We start from the raw sequence: 14,317 nt of genomic DNA, 5'->3' as shown, positions 1-14,317 counted from the left end.
AGGATGGGTTCATTCGGGCCTGTCGTCAGGGGCGGACGGCAGTTGCACTCCCTCGCCCAGTTCTTACGCCTCAGTACCCGTCCACGCCGTTGATCCGCTGCAGCCGCTCCTGCATCGCCTTCTTCAAATCGTAGCCGGCCCGCCCATACCCCGCATTGCGGCGGGCAATGAACTCATCCTGCTCGCGCTGGAGGCTCTTCGCTTCCGCCGGATTGCGCGCCTCCCGGATCGCTCGCGCGTTCGACCCGAAGATCTCCCGATCGAGATCGGCGAGCTCGCGGTTGCCGCAGATCGCCTTCTCCACGGCACGGGCCGCACTCCTGCAATTGAAGCTCGGCTTCCCCGCCACCGCCATCTGCGCGCCGATACGCTCGATCTCGCGCGCCATTGCCTTGTGATTGGCCTTGGCCTTCTCGTGGTTCGGGTCGATCTTCAGCGCCGCGCCGAAATCCTGCACCGCCTTGGGCTTGTCGCCCTTCTTCAGCCAGAGCTCGCCGCGCGCATTCCAGATGTCGGCGAGCGCAGGGTCGAGCGAAAGAACGCGGCTGTCGTCGGCGATGGCGCGGTCGATCTGGTCGTGCCGCGCATGGAGCGCGGCGCGCGCGATCAGCGCCTTGATCAGATCCGCCTTCGCCGTCTTCTCATTGTCGATCACGGCGGCGCAGGCCGTCGCGGCCTTGTCCATGTCATCGGCTGCAGCCGCCGCGAGGCATGAGGCGACATCGACCTGTATCACCGCGGCCGGCTCGCCGCCGGTCGCAGCCTGGGCGGCATTGAACGACAGCGCGCAAAGCGATACGGCGCCTGATTGAATGAGTTTTTTAAGACGCATGCTCGTTGCTGTGAGAAGTCTGCTTTCGGTCTTGCCTTGAGTCTTGCCTCGGGGCCGCACTATCCATCATACGGCCGGATTGGTGCTAGCTTGTGGCGGCGCTCAAACCCGCTTCGGGGATCGTCGTGTCGACATTCGAATGGATCATCGCGCTTCTGCTCGGCGCCGTTGCCTTATCGGCGCTGGCGCGGCGGATCAAGGTCCCCTACCCGACCTTTCTCGCCATCGGCGGCGCGCTGATCGCTTTCGTGCCGAACAGCCCGTCCTGGGCGCTGGAGCCGGACCTGGCATTGGCGCTTTTTGTCGCACCGGTGCTGCTCGATGCCGCCTTTGACACCTCGCTGCGCGATTTGCGGAACAATTGGGTTCCGGTGTCGACCCTGGTCGTCGCCGCGGTCGGCCTGACCACGGCCGGCGTCGCCTTCGTCGCGCACCAGCTGATGCCCGGGATGCCATGGGCCGCCGCGGTCGCGCTCGGTGCCATCGTGGCGCCGCCCGATGCGGCCGCCGCGGTCGCGATCCTGAGCCAGGTCAAGCTGCCCCATCGCATGGTGAAGGTTCTGGAGGGCGAAAGCCTGCTCAACGACGCGAGCGCGCTCCTGATCTATCGCATCGCGGTCGGTGCCGTCGCCGCCGAGCATCTGACCTGGAGCCAGGTCGCGCCGACCATGGCGCTGGCCCTGGTCGGCAGCGTCGTCGCCGGCCTGCTCGCGGGCTACATCATTCCGCTGCTCCTGGAACGCGTCAAGGAAGCGCCGAGCGCGATCATCGTGCAGTTCGCCACCACCTTCATGGTCTGGATCGCCGCGGAGCATCTCGGCCTCTCCGGCATTCTCACCATCGTCGTCTACGCCATGACGATGGCGCGCTCGGCGGGGCAGCGCATGCCGGCGCGGCTGCGGGTGCCGTCCTATGCGGTCTGGGAGACGACCGTGTTCGTGCTCAACGTGCTGGCCTTCATGCTGATCGGCATGCAGATGCGGCCGATCTGGACGCGGCTCAATGCGGACGTCCGCTGGGAATATTGCGTGGCCGCCGCGTGGATCCTGCTCACCGTGGTGCTGGTCCGGCTGCTCTGGGTGACGTTCTATCGCGCGATCCTGCGCGTGCTGGTGGCGCGGGGAATCTTTCATCCCAAGGACCCCAAGGCCGTGGCCTCGCCGAAGGGCGGCCTCATCATCTCCTGGTGCGGCATGCGCGGCCTCGTCACGCTCGCCACCGCCTTCGCCCTGCCGGAGAATTTTCCCTATCGCGACTTCATCGTCTTCATCGCTTTTGCGGTGGTGCTGGGATCGCTGGTGATCCAGGGCCTGACGCTGCGGCCGCTGATCCTGGCGTTCGGCCTCAAAGACGACGATCCCGTCGGCACCGAGGTCGCGCGCGCGCGTGCCGTCGCCTATCGTGCCGCGCTCGATGCGATCGAGAGCGATCCGTCGGAGGAGGCGGAGATCCTGCGGCTCGAATATCGCGCCATCCTGATGCAGGCGGAGGGCGATCCCAACGGCGGCGTCGCCAACGGCGAACTGCCCGCCGATCCCCTGCGCCGCCGCGCCATCGCGGCCGCGCGCAAATCGGTCATCGCGCTCCGCGACACCGAGGTGATCGGCGACGATGCGTTCCACCGGATCGAAGAGGAGCTCGATCGCGCGGAATTGAGCGCGGGGGGATGAGGCTTTCTTCACCCCGCCCCTCCTCGTAAGAACGGGGGAGAGAGACGTTGAACCAAACCCCGCCTCCTCAGACTCACTCCACATGACGACCCTGACCGACGACCGTCGTGTACGCGCGCGAGATGCGGCGCCTGCACGATATTTTTATCTGCACATGTCTCTGGCTTGCGCGGCCACCGCCTTTCTCGGCTTCGCGCCGACCTATTGGGTGCCGCTCGCCAACCGGACGCTATCCGCAAGCCCCGTGATTCACTTTCACGGACTCTTGTTCTTCACCTGGTCGCTCTATTTCGTGCTCCAGACCTGGCTCGCGGCCTCCGGCCGCGTGGTCAATCACCGCTCGCTGGGCATCGCCGGCGTGTCGCTCGCCACCGCGATGACGATCTTCGGCTTTCTTGCCTCCGTGCACGTGATGCAGCATTCCGCAGCCCTCGGCCAGCGCGAGGCCGGCATCGAATTCTCGATCGTGCCGATGAGCGGGATCGCGTTCTTCGCAATCGTCTTCGTGCTGGCGATCATGAACACGCGCAAGCCCGAAATTCACAAGCGCCTGATGCTGCTGGCCGCGGTCTCGATCCTCGACGCCGCGATCGCACGCTGGTTTCTGACCTTCCTGGCGCCTCCGGGACCGCCCGGCCCGCCGCCGGTGCCGGTCACGATCGCACCCGCCGTCGTCGCCTCGCTGCTGCTCGTGGTCGCGATGGTGCGCGACTGGCGCAGCGAAGGCCGTGTGCATCCGGTCTACATCTATGGCACGCTGGCGCTGCTGGCGGTGAAGGTGCTGAACTGGCCGATCAGTGAGACGGCCGGGTGGCATTCGTTCGCCGGCGGGATTTTGGCGCTCGCGCAGTAGGTCGCCAAACACTCCACTGTCGTCCCGGCCCCGGAACGACAGTGGAGATTGAAACTACGCCCCCGCCTTGCACGTGATCCCGCCGTCCACCACCAGCTCGATCCCCGTCACATATTTCGACTCGTCCGACGCCAGGAACAGCGCCGCGTTGGCGACGTCCCAGGCCTCGCCCATGTGGCCCATCGGCACCTGCGCATCGCGGGCGCGCCACATCGCTTCGATGTCGCCCTTGGCGTAGCTGTTGGCAAGACCCGCCGAGTGCTCCACCATCGGCGTCTTCATCAGGCCGGGCAGGATTGCATTCACCCGCACATGGCTCTTCGCGAACTCGACCGCGGTGGAGCGCGTCAGCTGGTTCATCGCCGCTTTGCTGGCGTTGTAGCTGACATAGGAAATCCCGACGTGACGGATCGAGGCGATCGAGGAGATGTTGATGATCGAGCCGCCGCCCTGCTTCGCCATCACGGGAATGACGTGCTTCATGGCGAAATAGGCGCTCTTGAGGTTGACGCTGAAGACGCGGTCCCAGCTCTCCTCGGTGACCTCGACCACGCTGCCCATCTCGGCGATGCCGACATTGTTGTCGAGCACGTCGATGCGGCCATAGGCCTTCAGGCACGCCGCCACCATCGCCTCGATCTCGCTCGCGCGGGACACGTCGGCCGTGAAGGCGATCGCCTTGCCGCCTTCGCCGGTAATGATCTTCGCAGTCTCCTCGGCCGCGGCGCCGTTGCGGTCGACGCAAAACACCTGCGCGCCCTCGCGCGCAAAGGTCACCGCGGTGGCCTTGCCGTTGCCCCAGCCCGGTCCGATCGAACCGGCCCCGACCACCATCGCAACCTTGCCCTTGAGCCGCTCCATCCTGTGTCTCCTTGTTGTTGCTCTTGTAGCCCGGATGAGCGCAGCGATATCCGGGGCAGCCGTTCCCGCATATCGCTCCGCTCATGCGGGCTACGGGTCCTTGCAGACTTTCATCGTGGTGACGTTAGCACCAATGGGGTGCCCGACAATCTCCGACAGCGTCCGGCATTGTCCGTCATGGCACAGCCGCCATTCCCCGGCCGCGCCCGAATTGCCGAGCACGACCTCCGGCATGGCTGCGCGCTTCGGTTGCCACTGAAACCAGCCGTCGACCAGCCGCGCCTCGGGCGGCGGCTCCATGCCGGGGCCGGTGCCCTTGACGCGGGCCTGCACCAGTTCGAGGCCGGCGGGGGTGACGCGCCAGTCCTCCTGCCAGTCGACCTTCGCGATCGAATGCGTCCAGACGAGCGTGAACGCGGACATCGCCAGCGCCTTCACGCCGCCGGCGGTGGCGAAGCAGAGGCTCACACCGCCTCGACAGGCGCAGGCGGGCGCTGCCGCCATTGCCACAGCACGATGGCCGCAGCGAGCACGAAGCCCGCGGTGTCGCTGAGCTGGAAGTCGCCGAGCAGGCAGAACGCGGCGCCGAGCGCGACCAGGCGTTCGATCAGCGTCAGCCGCGTGAACAGGAAACCGATCGCCACCATACCGAACAGGGCGATCGCCACCAAGGCTTTCACGCTCGCCAATGCCACCGCGCCATAGAAGCCGAGCTTGGCCGCCATGGGATCTCCGGCCTGCAGCATCAAGGCCGGCGAATAGACGAAGATGAAGGGGATGACATAGCCGGCGAGCGCGATGCGCATCGCCTCCCAGCCGATCTTGTCCGGATTCTCCTTGGCGATCGGCGCCGCCGCGAGCGCGGCCAGCGCCACCGGCGGAGAGAGGTCGGCCATGATGCCGTAGTAGAACGCGAACATGTGGCTCGCGATCAGGGGCACCCCTAATTTGGCGAGCGCCGGCGCGGCGAGCGCGGCGGTGATGATGTAGGTCGGGATGGTCGGGATGCCGGTGCCGAGCAGGATCGACAGCAGCATGGTCATGATCAGCGCCAGGAACAGGCTCTTCTCGCCGAGCCCGATCACCCAGCCGCCGAAGATGGTGCCGACGCCGGTCTGCGACATCATGCCGATGATGACGCCGACGATGGCGCAGGCCATGCCGACGGTGATGGCGGACTTCGCGCTTTCGGCCAGCGCATCGCGACAATCGCGCAAGGCCTTGAACCCGCCGCGCACGAACGCCGTGATCACGATCAACCCGACGACGACGCTGGCGACCGGGACGATCTGCAGGCCATCACGCGACAGCGCGGCGACGACGAGCGCAAGCCCGATCCAGAAGATGTAGCGGATCGCCACCGACGACGCGCCCGTCGTGATGGCGGTGCCGAGGATCAGCGCCACCGTCAGCGCGAGGCCCATGCTGCCGGCATAGAGCGGCGTAAAACCCTCGAACAGCATGTAGACGAGCGCGGCGAGCGGCAGCACGAGGTACCAGCCCTTGACCAGCGCTTTCCAGGCGCTCGGCGTTTCCGAGCGCTTCATGCCGATGAGACCGTGCTTGCCGGCTTCCAGATGCACCATCCAGAAGGCAGAGGCGAAGTAGAGCATCGCCGGGATCGCCGCCGCCTTGACGATCTCCGAATATTGCACGCCGAGGGTTTCGGCCATGATGAAGGCGACCGCGCCCATCACCGGCGGCATGATCTGGCCGCCCATCGAGGCCGTGGCCTCAACGCCGGCGGCGAACGCACGGCGATATCCGAACCGGATCATCAGCGGAATCGTGAATTGGCCGACGGTCACGACATTGGCGACGCCCGAACCCGAGATCGTGCCCATCATGCCCGAGGCGAACACCGCGACTTTCGCGGGGCCGCCGCGGGTGCGGCCGAACAGGCCGAGCGACACGTCGGTGAACAGCTGGATCATGCCGGCGCGCTCCAGGAACGAGCCGAACAATATGAACAGGAAGATGTAGGTCGCCGACACGTAGATCGGCACGCCGTAGAATCCCTCGGTGCCGAACGACAGATGCGTGATGATCTGGTCGAAATCATAGCCGCGATGGTTGAGCGGCGACGGCAGGTACTGGCCGAAGAACCAGTAGACGAGGCAGGCGCCGCACATCAGCGGCAGCGCCGCCCCCATCAGTCGCCGCGTGCCCTCGAAGATCAGCACGGCCAGCACCGTTCCGACCACGAGATCGAGCCGCGTCGGGTCGCCGTCGCGCGCGATGAGATCGGCGTAGAATATCCACTGGTAGAGCCCGCACATGAACCCGGCGCCGCCGATCGCCCAGCCGAGCGCGCGGCCGAAATTGCTCTTCGCGGTGAAGTTGGCGATCAGGCCGAAGGTGAGCAGGACGAGGAAGCCGACATGGACGCCGCGCACCACCTGGCTCGGCAGATAGTTGAAAGCGGCGACATAGAGCTGGAAGACGGCGAAGGCAATGCCGATCCAATAGGCAAGCGCGCCCCACCCGCGCGGACCGAAGCCTTCCGGGAAACCGTGTTCGAAATTGTCGAACTCGACCTTGATCTTGTCGGGCGCCGTCGCCGTGCCCTCTGCCTGCAACATCGATATGTCCCCGCGCCCTGACGGGCGTTCTTACAGCATTCTCGCTGCGCTCTGAATGCGTCATGCCCGGGCTTGACCCGGGCATCCGTTGGCAAACGATCTTAAAGGATGGATGGCCGGGTCAAGCCCGGCCATGACGAGTACCCTACTTGATCAGCCCTTTTTCCTTGTAATAGCGGATCGCGCCAGGGTGCAGCGGAACCGGGCTGCCGGTGGCCGCGGTCTCGAGCTTGATCTCCTTGCCGGCCGCGTGCGCATTCTGCAATTCCGGCAACGACTCGTAGACCAGCTTGGTCATCTGATAGGCGAGATCGTCGGACACGGCAGAGCTCGTGACGAGATAGTTGATCACGGCCGCCGTCGGCACGTCCTTGTCCTGGCCGCTATAGGTGTTGGCCGGAATGATCGCGGAGACGAAGGGCGGGCCGATCTTGTCGACGGTCTCCTTCGGCACCGACACCACCGTGATCGGGCTCGAGGTCGACAGATCCTTCAGCGAGGCGACACCGAGGCCGGCCGATTGCAGCGTCGCTGCGAGCTGGCGGTTTTTCATGAGATCGACGGATTCGGCGAACGGCAGATATTCGACCTTGCCGAGATCCTTGTAGCTCATGCCGGCGGCAGCCAGGATCGCACGCGAATTCAGCTCGGTGCCGGACTTCGGCGCACCGACGGAGAGGCTCTTGCCCTTGAGGTCAGCCAGCGTCTTGATGCCGCTGTCCGCGGTGGCGACGATCTGGATGTAGTTCGGATAGATCGCGCCGATGGTGCGGAGCTTGTCGAGCTTGGTCTTGAAGCCCGCCTCCTCCTCGCCGTTCCAGGCGGCCTTCAGCGAGTCACCCAGCGTGAACGCCAACTCACCGCGGCCCTGCTGCAGCAGGATCAGATTCTCGACCGACGCCTTGGTGGCCTGCACCTGCGTCTTCACGTTCGGAATCTTGTCGCCGTAGATCTTCCCGATCGCGACCCCGAGCGGATAATAGACGCCGGAGGTGCCGCCGGTCAGCACGTTGATGAAGGATTGCGCCTGCGCGTAAGGTGCCGACGCCGCCAGAGCAAGAGCCGCGGCCGCGCCGAAAATGGTCCGTTTCATGGTTGTTGTTCTCCCCAAACCGGCGGCGAAAGTGGCCGGATGAGGGACGCGGGTCAACCCATCCAAAAGATAAAGCTGGGCTGCGGTAAACGGTCGATCCGGCTCGATTTTCGGGGAACCCGCGGGTGCGGCGAGGTGGCGCAGTCGCTGACTTACGGGAGATTCGATCACTCGCGCGGCTGGCTCAATCACCTCTCCCGCCTGCGGGAGAGGTCGCGCCGAAGGCGGGGTGAGGGTTCTTTCCTCCAGGGGATCGCCCCATCGCGGGAGACAGCCCTCACTGGAACGTCATATCCAGGCACTTGGAGATGTCGGAACCGAGGCCGGACGAGATGGTGATGCAGCCGCGGATCTTCTGCGCGCCGACATCGGCGGCCCAGACCGAATAGCCGCCGGGGCCGAAGAACGAATTGGTGTTCGGCGGCTCGGTCTCGGTCGCGTCGAAATCATACTTGCCGTCGGTCTCGAAGATGCGCGGCTTCTTGGTGCAGCCGCCGTCGGTCTGGACGTTGATGACTTCCTTGTTGTCGCGGGTCAGCGCCAGCGACACCTGGCAGCGGAAATATTCCGAAGTCTTGGTGTTGAAGAGATAGGTGTAGGATTTGCAGGTCGCCGTGTTCAGCTTGCCCGGGGCGAGGCCGCGGCTGCACGAAATGCGCTGGTTGTGGCTAAGCTGGTAATCATCGGCCCAGGCGGCCGGCGTCAACGCGGTCAGCAACAGGCCGGCGGCCGAACAAGCTCTAGTGACGAGGTTCATCCGAATCATCCCCTACCCAATATTTTTGTCGAATTGCGTTCTAGACGGAAAGCGGAACATAGTCGCGCGGGGACGAAGGGAAAATCACAAACTACTGGGCAAGACGTGATGCGCTGCGGCGCTTTCGCAAATTGACCAGGACACACCGTTCGTGATTTGTTCAAGCCTGAAATGTCCCGACCGCGGGGAGTTATGGGATGACGGCATTTTCAATCAGGACGTTTGCACTCGTCGCCGCGCTCGGCGCGTTCTCGGGCTCCGCACTGGCGCAAACTGGGGCGACGCCATGGGAGCTCAAGCCCGATATGGGCTACGCCTATGACAAGAGCGGCAAGACCTATTCCTACAAGATGGGCACGAGCAATGCCGGCGAACTGCTGAAGGGGGCCAAGAAGGTGCCCAAGGGCACGCTGTTCTTCATCGGTCAGAACGGCCAGCTCTACATGCGCAGCGGCCCGTATCTGGAAGGCGACGGCAAGTTCAAGTTCGGCCCGGATCAGTAGGGCGCGGGGCAACGGTGCCGCCCCATACTCGGTGTCATCACCCGCAAAAGCGGGTGATCCAGTATTCCAGAGGCCGTTGTGATTGAATCGAGAGGCCGCAGCGTACTGGGCGGATTCAACCGTTCGTCGCAACAGTCTAACAAGGAGGTTGCGATGGAGAAGGGTGTGCGGGCAGGTCGTGCTCGAGAGGCGCTTCGAGAGGATTACAGACCGTTCTGGGCTGCGATTGCCTTGGGACGATCGAGCGGGGATGCTGCAGTTGAGGCCGGGGTGTCGCCGTCGGTCGGAGTACGCTGGTTCCGGAGGGCGGGCGGTATGCCGCCAACACATTTGTCGCGATCGTCCAAACCTCCGTCGGCGCGCTATCTGTCGTTTGCCGAACGTGAGGAGATTGCCATCTTGCGTGCGCAGGGGCATGGGGTGCGAGCCATCGCTCGTCAGCTCGGTCGGCCTCCATGCACGATCTCTCGTGAGCTCCGGCGCAATGTGGCGCGCCGCCGCGGCGCTCCAGAGTACCGAGCGACCACGGCCCAATGGCACGCTGATCGGTCCGCCCGACGGCCCAAGTTGGCGAAGTTGGCAATCAACCCGACCCTGCGGGATTATGTGCAGGACAGGCTTGCCGGTATGATCGCCAAGCCAGACGGGTTGCCCCTCGTTGGTCCGAAGGTCGTGTGGAAGGGACGCCGGGCCGTGCATCGGCAAAACCGACGCTGGGCGAGGGCATGGAGCCCGGAACAGATTTCTCGGCGTCTTCGGCTCGACTTTCCCGAGGATGAGACGATGCGCATCAGTCACGAAGCAATTTATCAGGCACTTTATGTGCAGGGTCGAGGAGCTTTGCGCCGCGAACTGACGGCCTGCTTGCGCACCGGGCGGGTCTTGCGGATGCCGAGGGCGCGCGCCTGCAAAGGCAGAAGCTTCATTCCTTCCGAGATCATGATCAGTCAACGTCCGGCGGAAGCCGCCGATCGAGCTGTGCCGGGTCACTGGGAAGGTGACCTCATCATGGGGCTTGGTAGTTCCGCGATCGGCACCTTGGTGGAGCGCACGACCCGTTTTACCATTCTGCTGCATCTGCCGCGCATGACCGGTCAGAAACAGGAAGCTCGCGTGAAGAACGGACCTGCACTCGCCGGACATGGCGCTGAGGCCGTGCGCGACGCCATCACCCGCGCAATCTTCACCATGCCCGAGCAACTGCGGCGGTCTCTAACTTGGGATCAAGGAGCTGAGCTGGCTCAGCACGCGCGTCTGAAGATTGATGCAGGCGTGCAGGTCTACTTCTGCGACCCCCATAGCCCGTGGCAGCGCGGCACCAACGAGAACACGAATGGGTTGTTGCGCCAGTACTTTCCAAAGGGGACGGATCTCAGCATGCATGATGCCGACGATCTCGAGGCCGTGGCTCTTGCACTTAACACCAGGCCCCGGAAAACCCTCGGCTGGAAAACACCGGCAGAAACCCTCGACGAACTGCTCCAAGTGAGCGATACACAGACTGTTGCGACGAACGGTTGAATCCGCCCTGGACGCCCCGGTCAAGCCGGGGCATGACAGCGGAGGATGTGGCAGGGCAGCGGCCTAGAACGCCGCCGCCATTTCCCTAGCGCCGGGTTTGCTGCTGTTCGCATCCATCCGGTCGTCCGTCACCGCGAGCAGCTTCGCCACCGTGTTGTGGCGGATCGCGACCGGGTTGCGCTCGTAGCCGCCGCGCTGGAAGAAGTTCGAGGTCGGCACCTGCTCGCGCATTGCCTGCGGCATCGTCACCATGTCGAGCCCGGTGCCGTCGCCGGTGAGATTCATCATTTCTAGCTCGGCAGCCGTCAGCGGACGGCTGTAGCCCTTGGCGCGCGCGAACAGCACCGAGGTCAGCAGCTTGTGGGTCTGCAGCATCGGCCCGATGTCGATGTCGAGCACCATGGCATGCATGGCCCAACCCTGCGCGGTGTTGCCGATCTTCTCGTGCTCCGACCAGGTATCGGGCACGGACTTCGCATGGGCGACCATCTTCTTCAACACGACGAGCTTGTGCTCGAGCGCGTGGCGCGCCGGTCCTGACGTCCGTGCCACCTTCTCGGAGAGCGCCCGGATGAGTTCATGGCCCTGCTCGGCCAGGAGCTCGACGCTGTTGGTGGTCAGGAGCTGGTTATAGCCCATCGCGGTCGAGATCGCGCGCTTGCCGCCATGCTCGATTCCCGCCTGCACGTCGTGGTTGCCGGTGCCGCCGGTCTCAAACGAATAGACCCGCACGGCCTGCTCGCGGGTCAGCCCGGAGGCAAGCGCGTAGCGTGCATAGGCGCGCTTGAACTCGATCTCGCTCGCCGGGCGCTGCGGCGTGAACTGGTAGAGCTCCTGCGCCGCGCGCAGGAAGTCGGCGACCACCGGAATGGGCTTTTTGGCGGGACGGTCCGGCGTTTCCTCCGGCTCCGGATTCACCGGCTTCTTCGGCCCGTTATAGAGCGGCGGATGCTCCAGCACGTAATCATCGAGCGTCACCTGCTGCCCGCTGCGCCGCTTGGCGTTACGGCCTTTTCGCTTCTCCGAGATCTGGCTCCAATAGGCACCCGCCTCGGCATCGAAGGCCGCGCGCGCCGCCTGATATTCCGCGAGCTTGCGGCGATATTCGAGCACGGCGGGAGAAGCTCCCGCGCTTTGCGCGAAAAACTGCGACAGCAGCTGGGCATTGGCATTGCGGACCGCCGGCGGCAGCGCGTCGACCTCGCCGCCACGCGCGACAGGTGTGATCAGGACGAGCGCAAGTGGAACCAGCGCGAGCTTGTTTCGAATCGAATGATGCATGCCGCCCTCTTAGCAGGCATCCGGTAACCGTCACGTTAACGTGCCGTTTACCTTCATTTCCAGGCGAATACCGGCTGTTCCAGCTCAGTGACGCGGGTCTGCCGCCCGGCCAACACCTCGCGGAACTGGTAGATCAGGGCCGCCGTCGGCGCATGGATCAGGCTCATCTGGTGATGGAAGCGGATGACGCGGCGGGTGCTCTCGGGGATCGCTGTGAAATCGAAGGCCTCGTCGCGCTCGATCGTGTCGAGCCCAATGCGATGGACGGAAGCGACCTCATCCGGGTTCGGCCGGATCGCGGCACTGTCGGCCGCCCACACCACCACGGGCGTGATCAGATAGCCGGAACGGGTCGGATAATCGTCGAGCAGACCGAGCACCGCGTCGGCCGAAAGCTTCAGCGCGAGCTCTTCATCCAGCTCCCGCAGCGCCGCCTCGACCGGCGTCTCGCCGGCATCGCAGCGTCCGCCCGGCAGCGCCCACTGGCCGCGATGCGCGCGCAAGCTCGATGCGCGCTTGGTGAGCAGGAAGGCGGTGTCATCGCCGTCATTGGCTTCAGTCAGCGCCAGCACCACCGCGGCGCGCTTCAGCGCCGACGGCGCAGCCTCGTCAGGCAGTCGCGCGAAGGAGGCGCAGGCGGCTTCGATATTCCGTCTGGTGGCATCGCCGAAAGGTCTCATGATGCTTGACTACACCAGGACCGCATCTGATGAAACGAGGAGAGAGACGCGTTGCAGGGATGAACGGAAAGATGACCAACAAGGCCGCCGCAAGGCTGAAATCAGAGGGCTGGAGCATCCTCGAAACCACCGGCTTCATGCACCTGATCGGCCCGCTGTGGGAGCGCAAGGTCGACGGTCATCACGAATTCGCACTCGCCACCGAGGACAAGCACCACAACCGCCGCGGCATGGTCCAGGGCGGCGTGATGATGACTTTCGCAGACCGCACCTGCGGCATGGCCGCCCGCTACGGCTCGGGCAAGGAATACTTGGCGACCGTGCAGCTCGACACGCATTTCGTCGAAGCCGGCAAGATCGGCGACATCCTGATCTCCCGCCCTCGCGTGGTGCGCTCGACCCGCAGCCTGATCTTCATGAGCACCGAGGTGACAGTGGATGGTCGCTGCCTCGTGATGGCGAACGGCGTGTTCAAGATCTTGAAGGGGCCGGGGTAGTTGGTCGGGCTGCCGCCGTCTTCTCCCCGTCATTGCGAGCGCAGCGAAGCAATCCAGCATCTCTCCGCGGATGCAGCTCCGGATTGCTTCGCTGCGCTCGCAATGACGGCCGTTGCTGGCTATGCTGCCCTCACCAACATCGAGGATAGCCCATGCAATACCGTCAACTCGGCCGCAGCGGCCTGAAAGTGTCGCCGATTTGTCTGGGCACCATGATGTTCGGCGGGCCCACGGATGAAGCCACGTCAAAACGGATCATCGACAAGGCGCACGGCGCCGGGATCAATTTCATCGACACGGCGGACGCTTATTCGAAGGGCGGCTCCGAGGAGGTCGTCGGCCGCGCCATCGCGAGCAATCGCCACGCCTGGGTGCTCGCGACGAAACTCGCCAACCCCATGAACACCGGGATGGGCAACGATCCCAATCGCGGCGGGCTGTCACGTCGCTGGGTATTGCAAGCCGCCGATGAGAGCTTGAAGCGGCTCGGCACCGACCACATCGACATCTACTATCTGCACAAGGAGGACCATGCGACGCCGCTGGAGGAGACGGTGCGCGCGATGGGCGATCTGATCCGCGCCGGCAAGGTGCGCTATTTCGGCGTGTCGAACTACCGCGCCTGGCGCGTCGCCGAGATCTGCAACATCTGCAACCGCCTCGGCATCGACCGGCCCGCGGTGAGCCAGCCCTATTACAATGCCATGAACCGCATGCCCGAGGTCGAGCACTTCCCGGCCTGCTCCTATTACGGCCTCGGCATCGTGCCCTACAGTCCGCTGGCGCGCGGCGTGCTCACCGGCAAGTACAAGCCGGATGCCGCCCCCGACAAGGAGACGCGCGCCGGCCGCAACGACACCCGCATGATGCAAACCGAATGGCGGCCGGAATCGCTGCAGCTCGCGCAGGAGATCAAGCATCACGCCGAGAAGAAGGGCATCACCGCCGGCCAGTTCGCGGTCGCCTGGGTGCTCAACTCCGCCTTCGTCTCCTCGATCGTCGCGGGCCCGCGCACCGAGGAGCAATGGGACGGCTACATCAGCGCGCTCGACTATCGCTTCACCGCGGAGGACGAGGCCCTGATCGACCGGCTGGTCGTGCCGGGCCATCCCTCGACGCCGGGCTACAACGACCCGGCCTATCCGATCGAAGGCCGCCGCCCGCGGACGGCGTGAGAGCGGGAGACG

Annotated in this window: 14 protein-coding genes; 6 read left to right on the top strand and 8 right to left on the bottom strand. The window is 64.8% G+C overall.

The genetic code is table 11. The features are described from left to right. Positions 1–70: 70 nt before the first annotated feature. Positions 71–832 (bottom strand): tetratricopeptide repeat protein, encoded by a 762-nt coding sequence (locus IVB24_RS06145; protein WP_166467963.1) that lies wholly within the window; start codon positions 830–832, stop codon positions 71–73. 92 nt (positions 833–924) lie between these two features. Between IVB24_RS06145 and IVB24_RS06140 the strand changes: the two genes are divergently transcribed. Next, on the top strand, positions 925–2,502 hold the full coding sequence (locus IVB24_RS06140; protein ID WP_247772392.1) for a sodium:proton antiporter: 1,578 nt from the start codon (positions 925–927) through the stop codon (positions 2,500–2,502). An 82-nt stretch (positions 2,503–2,584) separates the two neighbouring features. After that, positions 2,585–3,355 carry a hypothetical protein gene (locus IVB24_RS06135; protein ID WP_247772390.1) on the top strand — a complete coding sequence of 257 codons (771 nt, stop codon included), beginning with the start codon at positions 2,585–2,587 and terminating at the stop codon, positions 3,353–3,355. A 54-nt stretch (positions 3,356–3,409) separates the two neighbouring features. Here IVB24_RS06135 and IVB24_RS06130 read toward each other — a convergent pair whose 3' ends face one another. From IVB24_RS06130 to IVB24_RS06110, 5 genes are all read right to left on the bottom strand, one after another. Then, positions 3,410–4,216: a glucose 1-dehydrogenase gene (locus IVB24_RS06130; RefSeq protein WP_247772389.1), complete on the bottom strand. Its 807-nt coding sequence runs from the start codon at positions 4,214–4,216 to the stop codon at positions 3,410–3,412. 90 nt (positions 4,217–4,306) lie between these two features. After that, positions 4,307–4,720 (bottom strand): DUF1850 domain-containing protein, encoded by a 414-nt coding sequence (locus IVB24_RS06125; RefSeq protein WP_247772388.1) that lies wholly within the window; start codon positions 4,718–4,720, stop codon positions 4,307–4,309. Next, on the bottom strand, positions 4,681–6,798 hold the full coding sequence (locus tag IVB24_RS06120) for a TRAP transporter permease (RefSeq protein WP_247772387.1): 2,118 nt from the start codon (positions 6,796–6,798) through the stop codon (positions 4,681–4,683). Before IVB24_RS06120 ends, IVB24_RS06125 begins: the two co-directional genes overlap by 40 nt. A gap of 145 nt (positions 6,799–6,943) precedes the next feature. Continuing rightward, positions 6,944–7,891: a TAXI family TRAP transporter solute-binding subunit gene (locus IVB24_RS06115; protein WP_247772386.1), complete on the bottom strand. Its 948-nt coding sequence runs from the start codon at positions 7,889–7,891 to the stop codon at positions 6,944–6,946. Positions 7,892–8,168: 277 nt separating this feature from the next. After that, complete coding sequence (locus tag IVB24_RS06110) at positions 8,169–8,648, bottom strand: hypothetical protein (RefSeq protein WP_247772385.1); 480 nt, start codon at positions 8,646–8,648, stop codon at positions 8,169–8,171. A gap of 197 nt (positions 8,649–8,845) precedes the next feature. Here IVB24_RS06110 and IVB24_RS06105 point away from each other — a divergent pair, with 197 nt between their 5' ends. Beyond that, a complete protein-coding gene (locus IVB24_RS06105) occupies positions 8,846–9,151 on the top strand; it encodes a hypothetical protein (RefSeq protein WP_094976556.1) in 306 nt (101 codons plus the stop codon). 153 nt (positions 9,152–9,304) lie between these two features. Beyond that, positions 9,305–10,672: an IS30 family transposase gene (locus IVB24_RS06100; protein ID WP_247770902.1), complete on the top strand. Its 1,368-nt coding sequence runs from the start codon at positions 9,305–9,307 to the stop codon at positions 10,670–10,672. A 63-nt stretch (positions 10,673–10,735) separates the two neighbouring features. Here IVB24_RS06100 and IVB24_RS06095 read toward each other — a convergent pair whose 3' ends face one another. Further along, positions 10,736–11,953, bottom strand: a complete 1,218-nt coding sequence (locus IVB24_RS06095; protein ID WP_247772384.1) for a hypothetical protein — start codon at positions 11,951–11,953, stop codon at positions 10,736–10,738. A 53-nt stretch (positions 11,954–12,006) separates the two neighbouring features. Beyond that, the gene (locus IVB24_RS06090) at positions 12,007–12,633 is read right to left on the bottom strand and encodes a CoA pyrophosphatase (protein WP_162308766.1); all 627 of its coding nucleotides are present in this window, start codon (positions 12,631–12,633) and stop codon (positions 12,007–12,009) included. Positions 12,634–12,704: 71 nt separating this feature from the next. Between IVB24_RS06090 and IVB24_RS06085 the strand changes: the two genes are divergently transcribed. Together IVB24_RS06085 and IVB24_RS06080 are read left to right on the top strand one after the other, a co-directional pair. Beyond that, positions 12,705–13,130 (top strand): PaaI family thioesterase, encoded by a 426-nt coding sequence (locus IVB24_RS06085; RefSeq protein WP_162308767.1) that lies wholly within the window; start codon positions 12,705–12,707, stop codon positions 13,128–13,130. A 152-nt stretch (positions 13,131–13,282) separates the two neighbouring features. Then, positions 13,283–14,305 (top strand): aldo/keto reductase, encoded by a 1,023-nt coding sequence (locus tag IVB24_RS06080; RefSeq protein WP_247772382.1) that lies wholly within the window; start codon positions 13,283–13,285, stop codon positions 14,303–14,305. Positions 14,306–14,317 lie beyond the last annotated feature (12 nt).

Source organism: Bradyrhizobium sp. 192, from assembly GCF_023100965.1.
GTDB lineage: Bacteria > Pseudomonadota > Alphaproteobacteria > Rhizobiales > Xanthobacteraceae > Bradyrhizobium > Bradyrhizobium symbiodeficiens.
The sequence above is the reverse complement of the archived record's forward strand: the minus strand, read 5'-3'. Positions and strand labels throughout refer to the sequence as shown.

Coding starts and splice junctions, on each gene's coding strand:
- IVB24_RS06145 (WP_166467963.1), bottom strand. CDS start 832: ATGCGTCTTAAAAAACTCATTCAATCAGGCGCCGTATCGCTTTGCGCG.
- IVB24_RS06135 (WP_247772390.1), top strand. CDS start 2,585: ATGACGACCCTGACCGACGACCGTCGTGTACGCGCGCGAGATGCGGCG.
- IVB24_RS06130 (WP_247772389.1), bottom strand. CDS start 4,216: ATGGAGCGGCTCAAGGGCAAGGTTGCGATGGTGGTCGGGGCCGGTTCG.
- IVB24_RS06125 (WP_247772388.1), bottom strand. CDS start 4,720: ATGGCGGCAGCGCCCGCCTGCGCCTGTCGAGGCGGTGTGAGCCTCTGC.
- IVB24_RS06120 (WP_247772387.1), bottom strand. CDS start 6,798: ATGTTGCAGGCAGAGGGCACGGCGACGGCGCCCGACAAGATCAAGGTC.
- IVB24_RS06115 (WP_247772386.1), bottom strand. CDS start 7,891: ATGAAACGGACCATTTTCGGCGCGGCCGCGGCTCTTGCTCTGGCGGCG.
- IVB24_RS06110 (WP_247772385.1), bottom strand. CDS start 8,648: ATGAACCTCGTCACTAGAGCTTGTTCGGCCGCCGGCCTGTTGCTGACC.
- IVB24_RS06105 (WP_094976556.1), top strand. CDS start 8,846: ATGACGGCATTTTCAATCAGGACGTTTGCACTCGTCGCCGCGCTCGGC.
- IVB24_RS06100 (WP_247770902.1), top strand. CDS start 9,305: ATGGAGAAGGGTGTGCGGGCAGGTCGTGCTCGAGAGGCGCTTCGAGAG.
- IVB24_RS06095 (WP_247772384.1), bottom strand. CDS start 11,953: ATGCATCATTCGATTCGAAACAAGCTCGCGCTGGTTCCACTTGCGCTC.
- IVB24_RS06090 (WP_162308766.1), bottom strand. CDS start 12,633: ATGAGACCTTTCGGCGATGCCACCAGACGGAATATCGAAGCCGCCTGC.
- IVB24_RS06085 (WP_162308767.1), top strand. CDS start 12,705: ATGACCAACAAGGCCGCCGCAAGGCTGAAATCAGAGGGCTGGAGCATC.
- IVB24_RS06080 (WP_247772382.1), top strand. CDS start 13,283: ATGCAATACCGTCAACTCGGCCGCAGCGGCCTGAAAGTGTCGCCGATT.